Here is a 19156-nt window from a genome sequence, read left to right on the forward strand (position 1 = left end):
TTCATCGAAGGAGAGTACCGATGTGAAAAAGTACCTGATTTTCAGTACCCTCGTCATCCTATTTTTCTTATTCGGATGCGAGGAAGAACGCGCACTCCGACTCCAACCTGCCCCAGAATATTATCAAGGACGTGCCTTGTTACCGAATGGACAACAAATCGAAATGCCTGAATCCGATCGCGCATTGATCATCGAATTGTGTCAACCAGATAATGCAGTTTCGACAATCCCGAGCGGCGAGAGACATTGGCTTGGAACGGTCACGTTGACACAGCCCTTAACAGATGTCGCCACGTCATCCGCGTTCCCGACGGCCACATTGTTTACAGTCAATAATGAATCGTACGTACAATGTCAGCTAGACTCGATTATGTATGTCACCAAAACAAACAATATTCCTGAAAGCTTACATGATGTCCAATATACAGCAGACTCTTATCCAGATATCGCGAAGATTCGCTCTGCCGAACCACATGAATATGATCACTTTGCTGAAGAGATGAAAAAGTCGATAGGTAATGAGCCCTATCCAGAACGAACCGGAATCGAACATACCCTCTTCCATATCACGATGCCGTTTAACGGAGAATTTGAACTGACATTGACATCGTCAGAAGGAGAAGAGCGTCTGATGATTCCGATTGATGCATCACGTCATCCTTATCTGTCAGTAGGTCTCGGGACAGAGCAATCGGATGATACGTTACAATATGCGATTTACACCAGTTCAGATCAAAACGATTATCAAACGGTCTTACGACCGAAAGATGGTCATATGTCACAGGTATTCGGTGCGAAGGCAGCATCTCAATTGCCATCTGTTCTTATACCCGGACACAGCTATCCACTGTATAGTTTTACGTACATGAAAGACAGAACGGCGCACCGTCAGCTCGTCTCCATCACGTATCATCAACTAGAATTAATGGATGGTGAGGAATTGAATAAACAGATTCATGAAACGTTAAGCGGTGAACGCCATGCCCTGTTTCATGAGTTAGCGCTTCTCGGTACAGAGTCAAAAGACGCCTCGTTTTTACAGCATGTCGGAACAGAAGAAGTAGACTTTCTCTTCCGTGCGATTGAGCAGGCGAATGCGACATCTCACGCAGGAACACCTGCACCCGTTCCTTACTTAACACTGTTTCAAGGTGTATGTGCCCAAACGTTTGACGTGAGTTATGACGGGAACGATGTCTACGTAACGAATGCGGAGACGGGGGCCCACTTTAAACTGTTACGTGAGGACGCCATCAAGTGGCATAACCTATTTAAAGACAATAGTTGATTCGGCAGATGCCAAGCGCATCTGCCTTTTTTGTATATCCATGAAGCAAATTAGACCCTAACGAAAACGTTTTTTGGGAAGATAAAAAGAGAAAGGAGTGAAGTGTTGTGACCAATTCATTTGTTAGAGATGTCGACAAGCATTGGCGCGTCAGTTATCGCCAAAACGGATATCCGCACGTTCAACAAGGTTGGGTATTACCACCTGAACAAAAAGAAGCGTTCGACCCCTTCATTTTGATGGCCGAAGACTGGTTCAAACGAGGAACGTTTTCCGATCATCCACATCGTGGGTTCCAGACGATCACATATGTCATCGACGGGCGTCTCGAACACATTGACAATCATGGAGGACATTCGATTTTAGATGCCGGTGATGTCCAATATATGAACGCCGGATGGGCGGCTCGCCACGCTGAGGAAGCCGTCGATGATGACCTCATCCATACCCTTCAATTGTGGTTGAATTTGCCGAAGTCACTAAAAACAACGACGACCTCTTATCAAAATATGTATGTCGAAGACGCGCCGGTTGTTCTGATTGACGGTGGGCAGCTTCGTGTCTACTCTGGCGAAATTGCCGGTATGAAAGGACCGATGGAGAGTCTCGTTCCAATCACAATGACCGAAATATGGTTGAAAGAAGGGAGTGCGTACGAACATGTCCTTCCTGCGAATCATAACAGCTTCCTGTATGTCCTAGCAGGATCTGTTGAAGTCGGGACGTCCAGTATCCCGCTCGATAAGACGGATGTGGCGACACTGACGTTTGATGAAACATCCGATGCGATGAGTACCCTTCACCTCCAAGCGACAAGCCGCACACGCGTCCTCATCTATTCGGGAAAACCGATTCGGGAAGAGTATATCGCACACGGTCCTTTCGTGATGAATACGGAAGAAGAGATTCACCAAGCCTTCCGCGACTATCACAGCGGAGGCTTCGGCCCTCCAGCCGTCAAATAAACAAAGGGAGCATCTCATTCGCGAGAGCTCCCTTTCGTTCATTTTTCCGGTTGTAATACGGTTTGTTGTGTCGGAACGTGACCGATTGGTACAGTACGCTCCACAAGGACGTAACGTTTGCCTTCGACTTCGAACTTGCGGTCCCCAAGGTAATGGGCAGCCTTGCCGTCTTCATATAGCTTCGCCAAAATGGCAGGCACGTATTCTTCTAACTTCGTGTAATGCTCATCGAGGGTCATGACGATGTTTCCCCCTTTATATCCGAGCCAGTAACTATAAAAGAACCAACCTAATGAAAGTACTCCGAGAATTCCTAATCCAATTGTGATCCATTCCATTTGCTCATTCCCCCAATGCTTTCATGACAATCTGACGTTTCGGAACGAATCCGATCTCGTCATAAAAAGAGGCCGCTTCGCTGTTGATCATCCAATAGTCCAACTCAATCGACTTGAATTGGTGATCAAGTGCCCATTGCTCGATCCACTCCATCATGCGTCGTCCGTATCCTTTGCGCTGATACATCGTATCGATGCTGATGTGATGTACATATACCGTTCGAACGGCTTGGCGAAACGCGGTCGCCTCACTCACTTTCTCCTCGAACCATATGTAGCCGACAGGGGTTGCTTCTACTTCCATCACCATGAAATGATGATTCGGTCTCCCTATCAGCGTTAGAAAGGCTTCATACATCTTCTCTTCCTCATACTCTGCAAAGTAATCTGAATTCATGCGGACGTGATGCTCATGAATGGAACGATTTAATCGAGCGATGAGTCGGGCATCTGTTGTTGAGACGAACACGCTATCCATCAACCGTTAAATCCTGTGTGATTCCGATCTTCTATCACACCATGTGGTTTTTCAGTCCCATGCAACATATGCTCTTTCGAAGTCGAAGTCCCTTTCCCTTCTAGGCGACGTTGAAGCGGACGGGCCAAGAAGTAACCCATAAGAAGCGAAATCGGCAACACAAGAAAAAATGAACCGAGTACCGTCAACATATACCCTTTATCTGTATCTCCGGCGATCATCCGGAGGATGAAGAACAATCCGACGAATACGAGTGCAGCCAAGGAGTATTCTACGCATTTTCCAAGAAACCATTTCATATGAGATCTCCCCCTTCAAGGTTTGATGTATTATACGACGATTCCCACAAAAAGGTTTCACACGCCATGATTTTCTTTATACCACTTCGTCGCCAGTCGTTCCGTTTCGATGATCCACTCATGTTTTCCTTGAATGTAGCCTTCCATATCTTCCGGATGTTGCGCTGCGAGTTGCAACTTCAACTCTCCATACGCATCGCGTACGTCAGGGAATGTACGTAAGTAATCCCGGAAGGCGAGGTGTCTCAAGACATCTGGGTTCCCTTCTTCAAACACATGTACGTGAACCGTCCGCTCCTCTTCGCCCTTTCGGAAATAGCGACGCTTTGGAATACCGTATTCACCGAGCCCTCGATACCCGAGTGCTTCCATCCGTTCCGTATACGCATCAACTCGTTCGATGTCCCGTACGACAGGCATCATATCGATGATTGGCTTCGCCGCGAGCCCTTCGACCGAGGTGCTCCCAATATGATGAATCGCAACGAGCTCTCCTTCAAACAATCGGCTCAATTTCCCTGCCTCTTCTTCAAATCGGTGCTTCCATTCCGGATGATATGCGACCACTTCAACTTTTCTCATGATTCTTTCCTCCTCACTAAAATCCATATGCTCTATTGTCATCATACCCTTTTCCCCTCTCGACATAATGGATTCCACTTCAAAAGGTTTGTGCGCATATAAAATGGGAAACCTTATATTAATGACTTGAGAACTGGAGAGTGAATCAATATGTTGACTGCAGAACAAATCGAAACGTTTAAAAAACGTCTGTTGAAAGAAAAAGCAAAAACAGAAGGTTACATGGATAGCCGAGAAGAGACGTATGATGAAGGCGAGCTCTCTCATTACGATAATCACCCGGCCGATTCCGGTGAAGAACTCTTTTTACGAGAACGCGACCAAGCGCTCAACGAGCTCGACGAAGAGTTTTTGAGCGATGTCGATAAAGCACTACTCGCCATCCAGAATGGTACGTATGGCAAATGTGAAGTGTGCGGGAAAGACATTGAACTGGACCGGCTTGAAGTCATCCCAGAAGCTACACTTTGCATCGAACATGCTCGTGCACAGGAAGAAGAAGAGCACGAACATGAACTCGATCGACCGGTCGAAGAAGACGTATTGAACCCGAACGAGACGGCCCGTCGCAAAGAACTGGACGGAACGGATGAACCCGGTCAAAAAACGGATGCCTTTTCACAAGTTGAAGATTACGGCAGTTCGGATACGATTGCCGATAGTGAAGGCAACCACGACCCGACACGCGAACAATGAAAAATGCCCTGACCTCGTTTACGAGGCTCAGGGCATCTGTCTGATTAAAACGTTGCTTTCACTGGAGAAGCACCACCAAGGCGCTCTGCCACTTTCATCGGGTTGACGGCATTTCCAGCTGAACTAGCTGAGAAATTGTAGTTCCCTTTATGAATTTCAAAGTGTAAGTGTGGACCTGACGAGTTGCCCGTGTTTCCGATTTGACCAATCGGTTCACCTTGGCGCACCGTCTGACCTTTTTTCACATCGACTTTATGCATATGGGCATAGACCGTCGTCCATTTCTGGCCATCTACGTTATGCTCAATTTGAATATGGTTTCCATAAGGTCCACTTGAGCTAACTTTTGTGACTTTTCCAGCTTCTGCGGCGTAAATCGGTGTACCTGTTTTAGCGGCAATATCAAGACCGTTGTGGAACGTGTATCCGAACTGTCCGCTTGCTGCACCGAACCCTTGTGAGAGACGTCCTTCTGCAGGCATCAAGAACCGATCAGGCGCCATCGCTTCGTACTGTTTTTTCAAATCACTTAACTGGTTCGTTTGTTTCTTATATTGTTTCGATTTCTCGTCATATGCCGTCTTCACGTCTTGACGTGTCGCTTCAATCTGTTGTTGATCTTCTTTTAGCTGCTTCAGCGTTTCGTTCGCTTGTTCTTTCTTCTCAACGAGTGCTTGATGCGCTTCCTCGGCCTCAGCAGCCTCCGCTTTCGCACTCGGTAGAACAGAAGATACGACTTTCGCAAAGAGTGACTGTTCAGTCGGAACGAGTTCCTCTTCGACCGCTTCTAATTCTTCAGAAGTGCCTTCAATCTTGTCACGCAATACTTCCGCGTTTTGATTGACTTCATCCAACTTTGACTGGATTTTTTGAATGGCTTGTTTCGTTTCTTTGACTTGTTTCGTAGTTTGTTGGACAGATTTCTCCGTTTGAACGAGGTCTTGCGGGGTCATTTCGTTAGCGGATGCGGTTTGTCCTTGGAACAAGAGTACGCCGACACCTGCTGTCATGATCAGTTGTTTCCACATATATATAATAAACCCTCCAAATTGATACATTCATGAACTTCAAAAAAAGCTACATATGCGAATATACCACTGGGGGTTAAACATTTCAATAAATGAAGTTTTTCATTTTCATGTCATACATGACAGGACGATGTGATATTTTCAAGCATTACTTCACAAGGATTTCACTTGCGTTTTCTCGTATAATATCCAGCAAGGACGATGCCGATGACTGACAAGATGGTCAGTCCAACCCCACCTGTTAGCAACAAATTCACCGTTCCTGGCGAGAGATTCGTCGTCAGCGCGATGATGGTCGCTGTATTTCCTAACATCAATCCGATGATACAAACAAGTAATAATCGCTTCATCGTTCGTCTTTCACCATTTCAAACTGCGAAATGTCATCTTGTACAAATCCTAGTCGGCGTGCCGCTTCTATCCATTCAGGACGGTCGGACGTCAAAGTGAGGTGAAGTGGGGATCGGGCCGCAGCCGCGCGCAATAACCATTCTGCATCTTCAGCGTGACCAAAAACATCAAGCAATACATGATCGCGGTATAACAAAAATCCTTCTCGTTCGTCTTCGATCACTTTCACAAGTTCCGCCTCCTGTTGAGTCACGCGCACATCGCGTTGCCAAATCGGAACATGCTGAGCTGTCGGGTATAGTCGGTCGAACAACGTTTGAATCGGTTCCGAAGTCATGTGAGCAGTCGTTTCAAGTGGTACCGCCTGAAAGTAATAGATTTCACGTGTCGTCTTATATCCAAGTTGATGATAAAGCGACAACGCTGCATCGTTCCCTTGAATCACTTCGAGCAGACGAGTCCCTTTTGCGTCCTCTTCAAATCGTTGCATCAACTCGGTCGCAACGCCTAATTTCCGAGCTTGCGGGGCGACAGCAAGTCCGCCGCAACGTGTCTGCCATCCCGAATCGAGATATGCAATCCCACTCAATACGACGCCGACCGGCTCTTCCCCGTCATAAGCGACGATTGAACGAGACGGCTGATTTTGGTCTCGTACGAGAAAGACGTCTTCAAACGTCTGCTCATCGAATTGGAACGGAATGATATAATCAGAAAAACCAGTCATAAACGCCCGATATAGATCTTGTACAGGCGGATTTTGACGATATGTAACTTGTGTAGTCATATAATTCCCCTTTTCTGAATGAAATCAATAAAGCCAGAAGGAGACGCCTTATGAACATCTCATTAGAATATCGAAATGATACGCATCGACCGATTCTCGATACGTTCACGTTGCCGACGGACCAAGAAAAGTATACAACCCTTCCAAAAGACATGGACGACCCACTTCCTGAAGGCGTTCATCCGATTGTTGTCGTCGAGCAGAAGCCAGTCGGAATGTTTTTACTACATGACAACGAACGAGTCGCTTCTTATACGGATGAACCACATGCGCTGCTCTTCTCGGCTTTTGCCATCAATGAGGCAGATCAAGGCAAGGGGTACGCAAAAGCGGCACTCCAAGAACTTCCGAAGTTCGTGCGTCAACATTTCCCTCATATCCGTGAAGTCGTATTGTCCGTCAACCTGAAAAATGATGTGGCGTTTACACTTTATACGACAAACGGATGGGTCGATACCGGACGTCGAATCGGTGGACCGATCGGCGAGCAGAGAATTCTCTCTTTATCGATTTGACGCATCGATTCGTGCCAATCCCTCACATATACGGTGCCAATACGTCAGACGATGCGGAACTAAATCGGCTTGTGTGATTTGAACGAGATGGTTCGTCAGGATGGAGTTTCCTTCAATCGTACGCAATCGTCCTTCCGTGAGCGCCATCAGCTCGTCCCTGTACACAGCTACCACGTCCATCACTTCCTGGTCGTCAAAACGGAGCGGTTCGTCTTGATAAGCGTAGCTATACGTATGTGCAAACTCGCGATCGAGGAAACCGTTCAGTTCAATCACGTCTTCAAATATTCCAAGAGCTGTGAGCTGTTCGAACGTCAATGACAGTCCGAGCTCTTCTTCAATTTCACGAATACCATCAATGAACGTCTCGTTTGAAGAGAGATGTCCCGCTGCGGTGATGTCATATTTCCCGGGAAAATCCTGTTTCTCCATACTTCTACGCTGTAGATAGACAAATTGGTCTTTCCAGAACCAGCAGTGGAACGTCTCATGCCAATCTCCGTCTACATGAACCTGTCCCCGCTCTTTCTCTCCTATTTTTTGATGATTTTCGTCAAATATCGTGAGGTATTCTTTCATGCTGACACCCCATCTTCTAAAAACCGGATGGTTCCATTCGTCGCATCCAATTCGACCTGAATGCCAATCGGGAAGACGTGTGACGGGAACGTATGACCAATATCGACATTCGTCAAAATAGGGATGTCCGTGTCGCCGACGACTTCAAGCAACAAGTCGTTGAACGAGAACGGAGCTGATTGATCTTGGAAATGTTCGTGCTTGCCGATGACCAGACCCGAAATCTCATCAAATACACCAGCCAATTTCAACATGCTAAGCGAACGTTCTTCTTCAGCCATCGTTTTGAACGAGTCTTCCAGGAAAAGAATCGCCCCCTTCAAATCGGGATAATAGTCCGATTTGAAGAAACCTGACATCGTATTCAAATTCCCGCCAATCAATGTGCCTTGTGCCTTTCCATCCCTTAATGGTACCCATCCTTCATTCGGTTGGAAGGTTTTGATACGTTGCTGCGTCGACCAATCGAGCATCTCTTCGGTCCACTCTTTCGGCACGTCCAAATCGAACGGGGCAGTTTTCTCCAAACTGAGGATATCTCGTACGTACTGGGACCCTTTCTCGAACATCCCACCATACTCGCCGAATGATGGTACGACAGCCGGTCCGTAAAACGTGACAACCTCCGTTTTGGCGTAACACGCCATCAAAATTGCTGTCACATCACTATAGCCCATAATGATTTTGGGGTGGCGTCGCAATTGTTCATAGTCGATATATGGGAGCAATGAGTTCGAATTCGTTCCTCCAATCGTACTGATAATCGCATTCACTTCAGGGTCATGCAAAAACGCATTCAGTTCGTTCACTCGATTCTGAATGGAGGATGACCGATACCCTTCTGATTCATATGTACATGTGCCTTCTTTCACCTTGAACCCCATACGCTTAAGCTGATTGATCCCTCGTTGATAGCGCTCCTCAAACTGCACGGGTGCTGGAAAAGAAGGCGTGATGATCCCAATTGTATCTCCGTTCTTTAACTGTGGTGGTGCAATCATCATTTCCACTCCATTTCCTGTAAACATCGTTATGACCGCATTATACCGTAGGAGTGGTAAGTCAGGCTTCAAAATAAATCAGGGTCTTCCGATAGCGTTCTTACTTTTCGGACTTTCGTCGGTCGCCCCGTCCAGCCGAGCGCAACGAAGAAAAAAGCACCCGCTAGTAAACCAAATAAGACGGTCAGCCCTACTTGAACCCCGATAAATCCGTACTGTTCTCCTAGTTTCACAAGTAAGAGTGGCGCGAACAAACAAGTCAGACTCAGCGAAAAGAGCCCTCCACGTACTCGTCGCCTTGCATTACCGATTGTAAACCAACCAAACGCGATCCATACACAAGCAACAAATCCTAGCGCCGCAACCATCATCCACATTCGCCCGCACCTCACCTTTTCGTTTTTCTTTCTATTCCCCATTTTTCTTGAGATTCCTACTATTTTTTCAAGTAATGAGAGAATTTCCGGGTAAAGGTAAATTAGACAAGATGCGATGCCGGACAATGAAGGAGTGGGTTGCGCATGAGTGCAAGGTTAACCTTTGCCCTAGTCTTTCTCGGTCTTTTTTTAATCGTCATGTATTGGATGAGTACATGGAATGACAATGTGGTCGAAGGCCAAATTGAACGGGTCGACATTCCTCAGCTATTGATTGAATCCACTGAATCCTCAGAAGAGGTCACGTTGCGCGTCATTTTAATCAACGACCAAACCGAAGTGACTGGCATCGTCAATAGCGTACAAGGATTACAAAGCGGTCAGCTCGTCACCATCGAGGTCATCCCCACGGAGTCCAACTTGAACATCGCACGGACGATTGAAGTCACATCACCATGATTTTCTGAAATGAAGCGTAACTTTTCCAGAACTGTGGAATATGAGAAAGAGTCATGATAAAGGAGTGATCGGATTGATTTCAAATAAATTACTATCTGGAAAAGTAGCGCTCGTCACTGGAGCAGCCTCCGGTATCGGACGTGCCGCCGTCATCCGTTTCATTCAAGCGGGTGCGAAAGTTGCCATTCTCGATTTGAACGAAGAGGACGCCATGCGTCTCGCTAGTCTCGTCGGAGAGGAACGGGCCATCGGGATCAGCGCCGATGTTGCGGATGAAGCAGCAATGAAAGAAGCGTATGCACGGACGATTGAGCGATTCGGACAAATCGATATCGTCTTCGCCAACGCCGGACGGAACGGGACCATCACACCAATTGAACACTTGTCCATTGAAGACTGGAATGGTGTCGTGGAGACGAATCTGACGGGAACGTTTTTGACCGTCAAACATGCCATTCCTCATTTGAAAGAGAATGGTGGCAGTATCATCATCACCTCGTCAATCAACGGCAATCGATACTTTAAAAACTTTGGTTTCAGTGGCTATGCGACGACGAAAGCAGGTCAGACCGGATTTGCGAAAATGGCAGCTGCGGAGCTCGCGCAATTCGGAATTCGCGTAAATTCGATTTGTCCTGGAGCCATTGATACGAATATCGATGATTCGACCAATCGAGATGACGCATTGCTCGAAGAAATCGTCATCCCTATCGAGTATCCGCTCGGCAACCAACCGCTTGCTGGAAAGTCCGGTGCTGCGAAACAAGTCGCTGACGTCGTTTTATTCTTTGCGAGCAACATGTCAAGCCACGTCACCGGTTCTGAAGTGTACGTTGACGGTGCTGAATCTCTCTTGTAATCAAAAAGTAGACCATTTCATACGAAATGGTCTACTTTTATTTGAGAATCGGACTTTTCATGACCGCTTTTTGGTAAAACGGTTGAAACCCGAGTCGTTCCATATTTCGCCCTGAAGCTGAGTCGACCTTCGTCGTGACGGTCAGAACGTCACAGCCAAGCGCTTTCGCCTCGGCGATTCGTTCTAAGATGAGTTGGGTTTGATAGCCTTTTTGACGGTAAGACGGTACGGTACTCGTTAGAAACAATTCCCCGATTCCGTCTTGCGTGGCGAGAATCCCACCCGCTACGACGGCATCTTTTTCCCGAACGAGATAAGCATGATTACTCGGCATCGCATAAAATCCTTTCGCCGTATCGACCGTCTCTTGAAGAATTGTTCCAGATTCGGCAAATCCAGCCGCAATCGCGTGCGCCCATTCATGGAGCGTCTCATCTTGTACCTTTTCCACTTGATTCGAAGCCGGCGGTCCATCATATTGCGTCACATCTAACGTCCATACGTCTAAAAAGTGATCGAGCGTATAGTTACGTTCTTGCAGTAAGCGTAGTAAGGAATCGTCCGCTAACGGACAAACTTCGATATGTAGTCGGGACACATTTTTTCCACGCACCCACTTTTCCATCTGGTGCAGGTCGTAAAAGCTTGTCGGTCGATTGAGTCCGAATCCGACTGCAAAGCTCATATTCCCCATTTTGAACACGTGCCCCTTACCTTCTACGTGTAATTCCGCACCTTCATAGGGAGGGGTTTGTTTGCGGTGTCGAATATAAGCAGACGTTCCCTCTGCTTTAATGCTTTCGATGCGTCGTGCCAATTCTAAACGTTTCACTTTGTTCCCTCCCTTGCTTTTCATGTTGAGTGTAGCATATCACGTTCGAATCAAGTGACCGTACTGGATTAACCGTTCTTTGACATTAGGCACGAGTTCAACAGAATCGAGCACCGTGTCCCACTCCTCTAATCTCACATCGACCACTTCATCGATTTGTAAGGAAAGTTGATTTACATCAATCGGCCGCTCGCTCGTGTAGACATACACATCTAAGAAGTACGTCCCGCGCTTGATTGTCGTCACGAAACGCAACTGTTCGGGGTCGACGTTTAGTCCTAATTCTTCTTGGAGTTCACGGACCGCACCTTGCCGACTCGTCTCGCCCGTTAAAATCGAGCCGCCTGTCCCTTCCCAAAGAAGAGGATACTTCTTATCAGGATGACGCTTCGAGAGTAACAATTTGCCATTCGGATCAAATGTGAATACTTCGATGACTGTGTGAAACGTATTCGGATCCAGTTCATCCCCACGAAGATGCGTTCGACCGAGCGGTTGCCGATTTTCGTCTAGTAAATCCCACATTTCCCGGCTCATGGACGAATCTCATCAATCGTGAAAGAAGATGAACCTTGAATCTCTTCGATGAAATGTGATCCAAACAACATGGCCGGCGTGAAACTGCCTGCAAGCATCCGACCGGAACCGAGCAATCGATTGACGACGGCGAGTGCACCGTATACGGTGAAAGCATACGTGCTCGCCGTTTGGATGCGAACGACGATTTTGCGCCCCTCCTCATTTGTCGCCTCTCCCCATACATACGTCGAGGTTTTTTCACGTTCTGCTTCATTCGGTCCCGATACGTTCTCATCAACATAACGCAGCAATCGCTGCTGCACAGCAACTTTCCCAAGAATGGGACTGAACCAAGACAAGGCGCGTGCCACATAGGCTGCCGCTGTCGGCACTGGCACCCACGTCGTAATATTCGGGATCTCCGTCGTATAGTAGGCGGTCGAAACGTCTCCCCACGGAATCGCAATCGCGGTGCGGCTTCCTCGTCCAAAATCAATCGTTCTGCGTTTTGCCCCGATTGGGAACGGTGATAACTTTCCGTTCACACGTTCCACGCTACTCGATCCAAGTCCACGAACAGCTGTCTTCATCGTTCCTGGTGAGATGCCACCTGCCGCCGAAAATCCGAGAGCGAGTGATGTCGCATCGGGTAAGAGTTCCTTTAATTTTCGTGCGACACAGTCGGTCGGGATGACGTCAAATCCAACGCCAGAACATAGAATGACACCACGTGCCTTCGCCTGAGCCGCCCGTTGTTTAGAATGAACATATTCGAACACATCGATTTCCCCGGTAATATCCAAGTAATGCGTACCCGTTTCCAGACATGCCTCGATCATCACTTGACTCGTATCCGTGAACGGACCCGCACAGTGAAGGACTAGATCTATATCGCGAAGCGCCTTGATTGCCGCCTCACGACTTAATGCGAAAATCGATGTCTCGCAGTCGAGCTCGTCTCCGAGTCGATGAATCTCACGACCAGTGCGACCCGCAAGAATCGGACGCAATCCGTCATTGACGGCCTGACGGGCAATCAGTTCCCCTGTATATCCATTCGCCCCGTAAATCATCCATCTCATGGTTACCCCTCCTTATGTAAGGTTGTCCTTGTTCGTTTCCCTAAATGGAGTTGAATCGAACGAAAAAATCTTGAACGACCCCAATCAGATACACACTTCCCATCACGACAAGCAAACACCCGATCGGGATGAAAACACTTCTGATTGCAGCTCGTTTCGTCACGTCCATCCGATTGATCAGTCGACGATCGATGAAGAAAAACAGAATGGCTGCGAGAAGACTCAGCCATGACAAGACGAGTCCAAATAAAATATGTAAAGCGAACGAAATGAACCACTGCACGCGATCCGAATTGAATCGCTTCGCTAACCAATCGCTCAACCATGATGTCACGACGCCATATGTCAAAATGACAGGGAAACTATATGCCATGTAAATCGTACACAATAAAAGAAACCCAGATACGCTCTCCAAAAATGAAGTTTCCACAAGGGTTTGTTGCGAAAATTCAACGATGCTTAACACAAACGCATAGATGGGTACGGTCCAGGAAGCCGCGATAATTTTTCGTGTCATCATCGAACCCCTCCTTTCTTTTCCATTCTCCTCCACTTTAGCGTAATCAACTTGAAAACGCACAAAAACCAGCCTGAATTCAGGCTGGCTTCGCGATTTGTTAATTGTTTGCAACTTCTGCGGCTTTTGTACGGACCGATTGCATCGCTTCTGTCCACGGAAGGAGTTGGTCGAGCATGTCGTTAACCGATTGTGCTTGCACATCTTTCGGTGCGAAATGCGTGCCGTTCTCGAAGTCCGTGAAGAGTGAGAGAGCAGGATGGACACGTACGTGAGCGATTGACAATTCACTCAAGATGCCACGTAAATGTTCCGTCGCCCGTGCTCCACCGACAGAACCGTATGAGACGATTCCAGCTGCTTTATTCGTCCACTCAAGACGTAAGTAGTCGAGTGCGTTTTTAAGAGATGCTGCGATGGAATGGTTGTATTCTTGGACGATGAAGATGAATCCGTCCATTTGCGCAATTTTCTCCGACCAGGCTGCTGCGCCTGATGCGTCTTGTCCGGGCTCACCGAGGAGCGGTAAGTTGTAGTCTGCGATATCGATGACTTCATAGTTGGCATCGCCACGTTTGTCGGCGAGTTCCTTCACCCATTCTCCGACTTGCGGGCTGACGCGACCTTCACGAGTTGATCCGAGTACGATTCCGATGTTTAACATAGTAGTTCCTCCTTGGTTATGTTGTGATGCATCTGATTTTCCAAACAAACGATTTAAGAAACTCATTTCATGCCCTCATATTCTTTCTCAAATGTTTTCGTGCTTCTGACCGTATCGATTGGTCGTACCATCGCCTCGATTTGCGAACGTTTCGCTTCGAGGAACGGCGGGAGTGACAATTTCTCACCAACCGTCTCATACGGCTCATCTCCCATGAATCCAGGTCCGTCCGTCGCCCACTCAAACAAGATTTGCGGCGCGACACGCGCATAAGACGATTCAAAGAAGAAGCGGTCGACATAGCCAGAAGTCGGTAAACCGAACTGCTGGAGACGTGCTGTCCATTCATCGAGGACGCTGCGGTCTTCGACACGGAATGCGACGTGATGCACGGTACCGAACCCTTGACGCGCTTGTGGAGATGTCTCGTCATGAATGACGATCACTTGCGCTCCGTTTCCACCTTCACCTCCTTCAAAGAGATAAACATCGTTCTCTCTCCTAATCTCTTTAAATAGCATCACTTGCTCCATCACTTGTTTGAAATACGTGATGTCAGCAATTCGAATAAAGATGGGACCGAGTCCTGTAATGGCGTACTCAAGCGGGATTGGACCGTTCTTCCACGGCTCTCCTGATGCTATCCCTTCATTGAACTCATCCGAGATGAGTTGATACGCCTGTTCGTCGAAATCAATGAACGAGAGCGTCTTTTTCCCAAACTGTTCTTGAATCCCTTCATGTTCGACACCGAGACGGTCGAAGCGACGGACCCAATACGTCAACGCTTCATCGGTCGGCACGCGGAACGACGTCTTCGCGATTTCATTTGTTCCGTGCTTACCTTTCGGGATACCCGGGAAGTCGAAGAACGTCATGTCTGTACCGGCATTCCCTTTATCGTCTGCAAAAAATAAGTGATACGTTTGAATGTCGTCCTGGTTGACTGTTTTCTTCACTAAGCGCATTCCAAGAATATGGGTGAAGAAGTCATAGTTTTTTTCGGCACTACTTGTAATCGCCGTGACGTGGTGAATTCCTTTTACGTGGTTCATCGTTCTCTCTCCTTTTATATCTTGATTTCAAGATACATGATTAAAATTTTTTGCGGCTTCTGCCCGCTTCCCAATTTGTTTCAACTGTTCAATCGTTTCTGTCAGAGATAATCCTTCAAATAATGCATTCATATGCTCCGTATGCTTCGGAAAAATTTCTTGCATCAAATGCTCTCCGTCATTCGTTAACGCGGCATATGTGATGCGGCGATCGCTCGGACAAGCTTTTCGGACGAGATACCCTTTCTCTTCTAACCGGTCCACGACATACGTCATACTCCCGCTCGAGAGGAGGATCTTCTTTCCGATGACTTGAATCGGTTGATCTCCTTTATGATATAAAAACTCCAGAACCGCAAACTCGGTCGCGTTCAACCCGTAAGACGCCACTTCCTGTTTCACCAGGTCCTGTAACGACTGAGAGGCACGCAAGAGCACGGTGATTGTTTTTAATGCATCAGATGGTTCCATCTGTCTCCCTCCTTTGTCCAAGAGAGTCATTAACTCAAATTCAAATATCTTTAATTCGAGATAAATATATCATGTGATGATTTTGCCGTCAATCGATTTGATTCAAAAAAATAAGACGGGATTCCCCCCGCCTTATTCTCCTCGACGAATCACTGCCATCTCACGACCGAATCGATGTCCTTCATCAACGAATCCTAAGCTTTCGTATAAGTGATGGGCCGCCTCGTTCTCAGGATGATACCCGACAACGATTGATTTCCCCTCTCCGATTTCTTCAAGCATCAGCTCTGTCGCGTGTCGGCCGATTCCTTTACCTTGATGAGCGTGGTCGATCATGATTCGGTAAATCCACCATGCATCCAACTCTTCCGGCTCCGTATTGTACATGAGGAAGCCGACCATCGTCTCTTCCTCATAAATCGCGCGTGGGCGTAACGTCGGTTCGTACATCGCTTGAAGTAACGAAATCGCATTCGGCTCCATGTATGTTTGCTGTTGTTCACTCAGTACCAAGTGACAGCATGTATACCAATTTTGTGCATCGATCGGACGTAATGAAATCATGTCATTCTCCTTTACTCATACGTTTCGTTTAAATTCCGTGCGTAGAACGCGATGGCACGACGGTACCTTGCGATGCTTTCATCCGGTTTTGGACTGGCAAGCAGCTCGAGTAACGCGCCCGTCGCCTCTTCATGACGGCCGACGTTATAGTGGGTCATCGCCTGAAACACTTTGAGCGCCCCATGATTCGGGAAATGTTCGATTGCCTCTGCAAATAACTGTTCCGCTTCCGCGTATCGACCGAGTGCCCGATACGTACTGCCGAGTCCAAGATACGATTCGGCCAACTCCTCTCCCGTCAACCCGAGTCGGATGGCCCGCTCATAATGCGGTACCGCTTGACGTTCTTCACCGAGCGAGTCATAACACCATGCACAGTATGCATGAAGTCTAGGATTCTTCTCATCCTTCCGTAAGAGCGATAAGAACAGTTGCTTCGCCTGCTCGAGCTGTCCCTCTTCACGGAGACGTACTGCTCGGTTAAATTCATTTTCTTCTGTCACGTCGGTCACCTCCTGTGCGAAATCTTGGTCTAACCATGCTTGGAGCGCTTCGTAATACTTGCCGATATGTACCCCATCGACGAGTGCGTGGTGGGCTTGAACGGATAACGGCATCCTTAGACGCTCTCCTTGACGCTCAAACTTGCCCCAGGCGATGCGCGGGACGCTGTCATGTTGTTGCTGATGCGTCGGGTGCATGATGCTTGTGAACGTGACCCATGGCACACTCGTGATATACAGTAAGTCGTCGGGCTCGTCATCCCCAACCACGACTTCGTCAGCAGCTTGCTCCATCCGCGTCGTCACTTCCTGTAAGAACGTCGGTAAATCTTCACTGAACGTGGCCGCACAAAAGTTGAAGACATCTTCGTCTAACATGACCGTGAACGACGGGTGTACCACTTCGTGTTCGACGACCGCTTCACCACGGATCCGATAGCGCAATTCCGGAATCGCGTTCGCCGCTTTCACCGCACCGTATAAAAAGAGTTTGAAGAACGATTGATCGCTCGCTTTCGCATATGTATAGAGATTTGTCACATCCACGTTCGCCGTCACGTTAACATGCGGTGCGTCAAACGCTTTGAAAAACTCAAAGTGTTTTCGTCGTGCCCACGTCTCGATTTCAATTTCTTTCATAAAAAACTCCCCCTCCTACGCTCTTACTGTAGCAGAGAGAGTGAATCCACTCATAGCTTTTGTTTTAACTGTTCGTAATGTCCTTTTGCCAAATCAAAGTAGACGAAGTCTCCACGTTTGATCCGTTCGAGCGTCGCTTCAAACTCACGCCATCCCCGCTCGACTTGTTCAGGTGTCAATTCGCCGTTCTCGGTCGCCTCTTCGAACTCATCTTCATCCTTTTTGACGATGTCCCCATTCGGAAACACGAGAATATCGAGCAACAAGTCGTCCATATACGGGATGCCATCCTCTTCTCCGATCCGGTCGACGAGGTCGATATACCACTGCACGATTTCACCTTCCGGATTGATCATCGCCGTCACACCGAACGGTTCATTGTCCGGGAAATATTGGAGCCAACTAAAACCGGCATCAGCCACAATAAATTCTTCCCCTTTATGTTTTTTATATAGTGGCGCTCGAACCTCATCGATTTGGAATAAGGCAACCACCCCTGAAAATTGTTCCGTCTGAACGCGTTCTTGCGCATAACGGTTCTTTAAAATTCGCTCCCAGTCTCGTCGATTCGCATACTTCCGTTTTGCCATATGGATCTCTCCCTTTCGGTCATCTCTGTATGATACAGTTCGCCAGAAGAAGGAAAGTTCCTTGTTAGTCGTACAGGTTATGCTGATTGAACCAGACGAGATGGCTTTGTTTCAAACGTTTCCGTTCAACCATTCGGACGAACGCGTCTGTCGAGATGAAGCGGTTTCCGGGATGAAGGTCGGCCAGCAACATGAGAATGATCCGTGTCCCTCGTTCTCCTTCCTGAAGGGAGATATGCTCCATCTTCCCTTCACCATTGAAACGGTTGATGAACAGCTCGACTTTACACTCTTCTTTTAAGAGTCGGGTCGTCACGTACGCGACTTGGCTAATGATCGACTCGAAGTCATGATGAAGCGTGTAGCCGGACGGCCCACTCAAATCCACTGCGAACGTGAACGTATCGAGGGATGTCTTTTGAAAGACTTTGGACTGGACCCGACCAAGTTTTGCCGTCGCGACCCAGTCGATCTCCTTGACCGGTTCCCCTTCGTAAGGCTTCGAACCTAGCACCTGAAGTGGATTCCGTAGAGGCGATGCGGTCAAAGGACGGTCCCCGAGTGCCAATCGTTTCGTGCCGACCGGTGGATGTAACGTGAGGGACGGCAACACCGTCCATCGTTTCTCGATGGGACACTCAAGAAGATACGTCCCGAGATGAAACGGGAGCGTCACAGCGAGTACACACTCTTCGATATAAGCCGGTCCCCGAAATTCGGCCTGAACGCGAAGCACGTGACGGGCCTGATCCGTCCGTAACGTCATATCTAAACTATTCGGGGAGCGATCGTGGTCTGGAAAGCTGAGCGCTGTATTGGATTTCAGACGAACGCGAACCGGAAGCCCGAGTCGTTCGAGGGTTTCACTCCCATCTAAAATCACCTGCACTTCCGTCTCATCCCCGACGAACAGAAGAGACTCGTGCGTATGTATATGAAGACGAAGGGCTCGTTCCAACTGTTTCCGCGTCCGTTCAAAGAACCAGACGATGCACGAAAGTAAACAAAGCGCATAACCGAAAATCTCCATGTACGGGACGAATACGAGAATCACTCCGGCGAATCCGTAGACCGGGATCCATTGTTTCTGTAGAGCGTTATGTGTCGAGAACGTCATC

General features: G+C 47.9%; 27 protein-coding genes. 6 read left to right on the forward strand and 21 right to left on the reverse strand.

Going from position 1 to position 19156, the window contains the following annotated elements; all coding sequences use genetic code 11:
• Positions 1-22: 22 nt before the first annotated feature.
• Both KNO92_RS02215 and KNO92_RS02220 read left to right on the forward strand, forming a co-directional pair.
• Complete coding sequence (locus tag KNO92_RS02215) at positions 23-1288, forward strand: hypothetical protein (protein WP_214759933.1); 1266 nt, start codon at positions 23-25, stop codon at positions 1286-1288.
• 107 nt (positions 1289-1395) lie between these two features.
• The gene (locus tag KNO92_RS02220; protein ID WP_214759935.1) at positions 1396-2253 is read left to right on the forward strand and encodes a pirin family protein; all 858 of its coding nucleotides are present in this window, start codon (positions 1396-1398) and stop codon (positions 2251-2253) included.
• Positions 2254-2291: 38 nt separating this feature from the next.
• On the opposite strand, the gene KNO92_RS02225 is transcribed toward KNO92_RS02220, so the two are convergent.
• From KNO92_RS02225 to KNO92_RS02240, 4 genes are read right to left on the reverse strand one after another with little or no spacing between them, the layout of a single operon-like run.
• On the reverse strand, positions 2292-2591 hold the full coding sequence (locus tag KNO92_RS02225; protein WP_214759938.1) for a hypothetical protein: 300 nt from the start codon (positions 2589-2591) through the stop codon (positions 2292-2294).
• Positions 2592-2595: 4 nt separating this feature from the next.
• Complete coding sequence (locus KNO92_RS02230) at positions 2596-3069, reverse strand: GNAT family N-acetyltransferase (protein WP_214759941.1); 474 nt, start codon at positions 3067-3069, stop codon at positions 2596-2598.
• Positions 3069-3368, reverse strand: coding sequence for a hypothetical protein (locus KNO92_RS02235; RefSeq protein WP_214759943.1), 300 nt, complete (start codon positions 3366-3368; stop codon positions 3069-3071). The genes KNO92_RS02230 and KNO92_RS02235 overlap by 1 nt, the downstream gene beginning before the upstream one ends.
• A gap of 57 nt (positions 3369-3425) precedes the next feature.
• The gene (locus tag KNO92_RS02240) at positions 3426-3950 is read right to left on the reverse strand and encodes a GrpB family protein (protein WP_214759945.1); all 525 of its coding nucleotides are present in this window, start codon (positions 3948-3950) and stop codon (positions 3426-3428) included.
• Positions 3951-4100: 150 nt separating this feature from the next.
• Here KNO92_RS02240 and KNO92_RS02245 point away from each other — a divergent pair, with 150 nt between their 5' ends.
• Entirely contained in the window at positions 4101-4646 is a 546-nt protein-coding gene (locus KNO92_RS02245; protein ID WP_074035454.1) for a TraR/DksA C4-type zinc finger protein, read from the forward strand.
• Positions 4647-4690: 44 nt separating this feature from the next.
• Here the strand turns inward: KNO92_RS02245 and KNO92_RS02250 are convergent, their stop codons facing one another.
• From KNO92_RS02250 to KNO92_RS02260, 3 genes are all read right to left on the reverse strand, one after another.
• The gene (locus KNO92_RS02250; protein WP_214759948.1) at positions 4691-5674 is read right to left on the reverse strand and encodes a M23 family metallopeptidase; all 984 of its coding nucleotides are present in this window, start codon (positions 5672-5674) and stop codon (positions 4691-4693) included.
• 164 nt (positions 5675-5838) lie between these two features.
• Positions 5839-6024, reverse strand: a complete 186-nt coding sequence (locus KNO92_RS02255; RefSeq protein WP_214759951.1) for a hypothetical protein — start codon at positions 6022-6024, stop codon at positions 5839-5841.
• The gene (locus KNO92_RS02260) at positions 6021-6812 is read right to left on the reverse strand and encodes a GNAT family N-acetyltransferase (RefSeq protein ID WP_214759954.1); all 792 of its coding nucleotides are present in this window, start codon (positions 6810-6812) and stop codon (positions 6021-6023) included. The genes KNO92_RS02255 and KNO92_RS02260 overlap by 4 nt, the downstream gene beginning before the upstream one ends.
• Before the next feature lie 50 nt (positions 6813-6862).
• Here KNO92_RS02260 and KNO92_RS02265 point away from each other — a divergent pair, with 50 nt between their 5' ends.
• On the forward strand, positions 6863-7327 hold the full coding sequence (locus KNO92_RS02265; protein WP_214695026.1) for a GNAT family N-acetyltransferase: 465 nt from the start codon (positions 6863-6865) through the stop codon (positions 7325-7327).
• Here KNO92_RS02265 and KNO92_RS02270 read toward each other — a convergent pair.
• The 3 genes from KNO92_RS02270 to KNO92_RS02280 form a co-directional block, all read right to left on the reverse strand.
• Positions 7316-7906: an NUDIX hydrolase gene (locus KNO92_RS02270; protein ID WP_214695029.1), complete on the reverse strand. Its 591-nt coding sequence runs from the start codon at positions 7904-7906 to the stop codon at positions 7316-7318. The two genes, KNO92_RS02265 and KNO92_RS02270, sit on opposite strands and share 12 nt — an antisense overlap.
• Entirely contained in the window at positions 7903-8907 is a 1005-nt protein-coding gene (locus tag KNO92_RS02275; RefSeq protein WP_214759956.1) for a S66 family peptidase, read from the reverse strand. Before KNO92_RS02275 ends, KNO92_RS02270 begins: the two co-directional genes overlap by 4 nt.
• Before the next feature lie 68 nt (positions 8908-8975).
• Positions 8976-9284: a hypothetical protein gene (locus KNO92_RS02280; RefSeq protein WP_214695033.1), complete on the reverse strand. Its 309-nt coding sequence runs from the start codon at positions 9282-9284 to the stop codon at positions 8976-8978.
• Positions 9285-9428: 144 nt separating this feature from the next.
• Between KNO92_RS02280 and KNO92_RS02285 the strand changes: the two genes are divergently transcribed.
• Together KNO92_RS02285 and KNO92_RS02290 are read left to right on the forward strand one after the other, a co-directional pair.
• Entirely contained in the window at positions 9429-9743 is a 315-nt protein-coding gene (locus KNO92_RS02285; protein ID WP_214695035.1) for a hypothetical protein, read from the forward strand.
• A 73-nt stretch (positions 9744-9816) separates the two neighbouring features.
• A complete protein-coding gene (locus tag KNO92_RS02290) occupies positions 9817-10602 on the forward strand; it encodes an SDR family oxidoreductase (protein WP_214695037.1) in 786 nt (261 codons plus the stop codon).
• A 37-nt stretch (positions 10603-10639) separates the two neighbouring features.
• Here KNO92_RS02290 and KNO92_RS02295 read toward each other — a convergent pair whose 3' ends face one another.
• From KNO92_RS02295 to KNO92_RS02345, 11 genes are all read right to left on the reverse strand, one after another.
• Positions 10640-11434 carry a GNAT family N-acetyltransferase gene (locus tag KNO92_RS02295; protein ID WP_214695039.1) on the reverse strand — a complete coding sequence of 265 codons (795 nt, stop codon included), beginning with the start codon at positions 11432-11434 and terminating at the stop codon, positions 10640-10642.
• Between the two features lie 39 nt (positions 11435-11473).
• Entirely contained in the window at positions 11474-11971 is a 498-nt protein-coding gene (locus KNO92_RS02300) for an NUDIX hydrolase (protein WP_214695040.1), read from the reverse strand.
• Positions 11968-13035, reverse strand: a complete 1068-nt coding sequence (locus KNO92_RS02305; protein ID WP_214695042.1) for a saccharopine dehydrogenase family protein — start codon at positions 13033-13035, stop codon at positions 11968-11970. The genes KNO92_RS02300 and KNO92_RS02305 overlap by 4 nt, the downstream gene beginning before the upstream one ends.
• 40 nt (positions 13036-13075) lie before the next feature.
• Positions 13076-13555 carry a hypothetical protein gene (locus tag KNO92_RS02310; RefSeq protein ID WP_214695044.1) on the reverse strand — a complete coding sequence of 160 codons (480 nt, stop codon included), beginning with the start codon at positions 13553-13555 and terminating at the stop codon, positions 13076-13078.
• Between the two features lie 97 nt (positions 13556-13652).
• The gene (locus KNO92_RS02315; protein WP_483297445.1) at positions 13653-14282 is read right to left on the reverse strand and encodes an NADPH-dependent FMN reductase; all 630 of its coding nucleotides are present in this window, start codon (positions 14280-14282) and stop codon (positions 13653-13655) included.
• Positions 14279-15271 (reverse strand): ring-cleaving dioxygenase, encoded by a 993-nt coding sequence (locus KNO92_RS02320; RefSeq protein WP_214695048.1) that lies wholly within the window; start codon positions 15269-15271, stop codon positions 14279-14281. The genes KNO92_RS02315 and KNO92_RS02320 overlap by 4 nt, the downstream gene beginning before the upstream one ends.
• A gap of 27 nt (positions 15272-15298) precedes the next feature.
• On the reverse strand, positions 15299-15742 hold the full coding sequence (locus KNO92_RS02325; protein WP_214695049.1) for a MarR family winged helix-turn-helix transcriptional regulator: 444 nt from the start codon (positions 15740-15742) through the stop codon (positions 15299-15301).
• A gap of 132 nt (positions 15743-15874) precedes the next feature.
• Complete coding sequence (locus KNO92_RS02330) at positions 15875-16306, reverse strand: GNAT family N-acetyltransferase (protein ID WP_214695051.1); 432 nt, start codon at positions 16304-16306, stop codon at positions 15875-15877.
• An 11-nt stretch (positions 16307-16317) separates the two neighbouring features.
• Positions 16318-17448 (reverse strand): tetratricopeptide repeat protein, encoded by a 1131-nt coding sequence (locus KNO92_RS02335; RefSeq protein WP_214695052.1) that lies wholly within the window; start codon positions 17446-17448, stop codon positions 16318-16320.
• Positions 17449-17498: 50 nt separating this feature from the next.
• The gene (locus tag KNO92_RS02340; protein WP_214695054.1) at positions 17499-18038 is read right to left on the reverse strand and encodes a ribonuclease FAU-1 family protein; all 540 of its coding nucleotides are present in this window, start codon (positions 18036-18038) and stop codon (positions 17499-17501) included.
• Positions 18039-18102: 64 nt separating this feature from the next.
• Positions 18103-19155 (reverse strand): DUF58 domain-containing protein, encoded by a 1053-nt coding sequence (locus tag KNO92_RS02345; protein WP_214695056.1) that lies wholly within the window; start codon positions 19153-19155, stop codon positions 18103-18105.
• Position 19156: the final 1 nt, after the last annotated feature.

Origin of the sequence: Exiguobacterium sp. s129, assembly GCF_018617585.1 — a bacterium.
Lineage (GTDB): Bacteria > Bacillota > Bacilli > Exiguobacteriales > Exiguobacteriaceae > Exiguobacterium > Exiguobacterium aestuarii_A.

What these genes read in the sequence shown, in the direction of transcription:
- KNO92_RS02225 (WP_214759938.1), bottom strand. Translation starts at nt 2,591, where the DNA reads ATGGAATGGATCACAATTGGATTAGGAATTCTCGGAGTACTTTCATTA.
- KNO92_RS02230 (WP_214759941.1), bottom strand. Translation starts at nt 3,069, where the DNA reads ATGGATAGCGTGTTCGTCTCAACAACAGATGCCCGACTCATCGCTCGA.
- KNO92_RS02235 (WP_214759943.1), bottom strand. Translation starts at nt 3,368, where the DNA reads ATGAAATGGTTTCTTGGAAAATGCGTAGAATACTCCTTGGCTGCACTC.
- KNO92_RS02240 (WP_214759945.1), bottom strand. Translation starts at nt 3,950, where the DNA reads ATGAGAAAAGTTGAAGTGGTCGCATATCATCCGGAATGGAAGCACCGA.
- KNO92_RS02245 (WP_074035454.1), top strand. Translation starts at nt 4,101, where the DNA reads ATGTTGACTGCAGAACAAATCGAAACGTTTAAAAAACGTCTGTTGAAA.
- KNO92_RS02250 (WP_214759948.1), bottom strand. Translation starts at nt 5,674, where the DNA reads ATGTGGAAACAACTGATCATGACAGCAGGTGTCGGCGTACTCTTGTTC.
- KNO92_RS02255 (WP_214759951.1), bottom strand. Translation starts at nt 6,024, where the DNA reads ATGAAGCGATTATTACTTGTTTGTATCATCGGATTGATGTTAGGAAAT.
- KNO92_RS02260 (WP_214759954.1), bottom strand. Translation starts at nt 6,812, where the DNA reads ATGACTACACAAGTTACATATCGTCAAAATCCGCCTGTACAAGATCTA.
- KNO92_RS02265 (WP_214695026.1), top strand. Translation starts at nt 6,863, where the DNA reads ATGAACATCTCATTAGAATATCGAAATGATACGCATCGACCGATTCTC.
- KNO92_RS02270 (WP_214695029.1), bottom strand. Translation starts at nt 7,906, where the DNA reads ATGAAAGAATACCTCACGATATTTGACGAAAATCATCAAAAAATAGGA.
- KNO92_RS02275 (WP_214759956.1), bottom strand. Translation starts at nt 8,907, where the DNA reads ATGATTGCACCACCACAGTTAAAGAACGGAGATACAATTGGGATCATC.
- KNO92_RS02280 (WP_214695033.1), bottom strand. Translation starts at nt 9,284, where the DNA reads ATGTGGATGATGGTTGCGGCGCTAGGATTTGTTGCTTGTGTATGGATC.
- KNO92_RS02285 (WP_214695035.1), top strand. Translation starts at nt 9,429, where the DNA reads ATGAGTGCAAGGTTAACCTTTGCCCTAGTCTTTCTCGGTCTTTTTTTA.
- KNO92_RS02300 (WP_214695040.1), bottom strand. Translation starts at nt 11,971, where the DNA reads ATGAGCCGGGAAATGTGGGATTTACTAGACGAAAATCGGCAACCGCTC.
- KNO92_RS02305 (WP_214695042.1), bottom strand. Translation starts at nt 13,035, where the DNA reads ATGAGATGGATGATTTACGGGGCGAATGGATATACAGGGGAACTGATT.
- KNO92_RS02310 (WP_214695044.1), bottom strand. Translation starts at nt 13,555, where the DNA reads ATGATGACACGAAAAATTATCGCGGCTTCCTGGACCGTACCCATCTAT.
- KNO92_RS02315 (WP_483297445.1), bottom strand. Translation starts at nt 14,282, where the DNA reads ATGAGTTTCTTAAATCGTTTGTTTGGAAAATCAGATGCATCACAACAT.
- KNO92_RS02320 (WP_214695048.1), bottom strand. Translation starts at nt 15,271, where the DNA reads ATGAACCACGTAAAAGGAATTCACCACGTCACGGCGATTACAAGTAGT.
- KNO92_RS02325 (WP_214695049.1), bottom strand. Translation starts at nt 15,742, where the DNA reads ATGGAACCATCTGATGCATTAAAAACAATCACCGTGCTCTTGCGTGCC.
- KNO92_RS02330 (WP_214695051.1), bottom strand. Translation starts at nt 16,306, where the DNA reads ATGATTTCATTACGTCCGATCGATGCACAAAATTGGTATACATGCTGT.
- KNO92_RS02335 (WP_214695052.1), bottom strand. Translation starts at nt 17,448, where the DNA reads ATGAAAGAAATTGAAATCGAGACGTGGGCACGACGAAAACACTTTGAG.
- KNO92_RS02340 (WP_214695054.1), bottom strand. Translation starts at nt 18,038, where the DNA reads ATGGCAAAACGGAAGTATGCGAATCGACGAGACTGGGAGCGAATTTTA.
- KNO92_RS02345 (WP_214695056.1), bottom strand. Translation starts at nt 19,155, where the DNA reads ATGACGTTCTCGACACATAACGCTCTACAGAAACAATGGATCCCGGTC.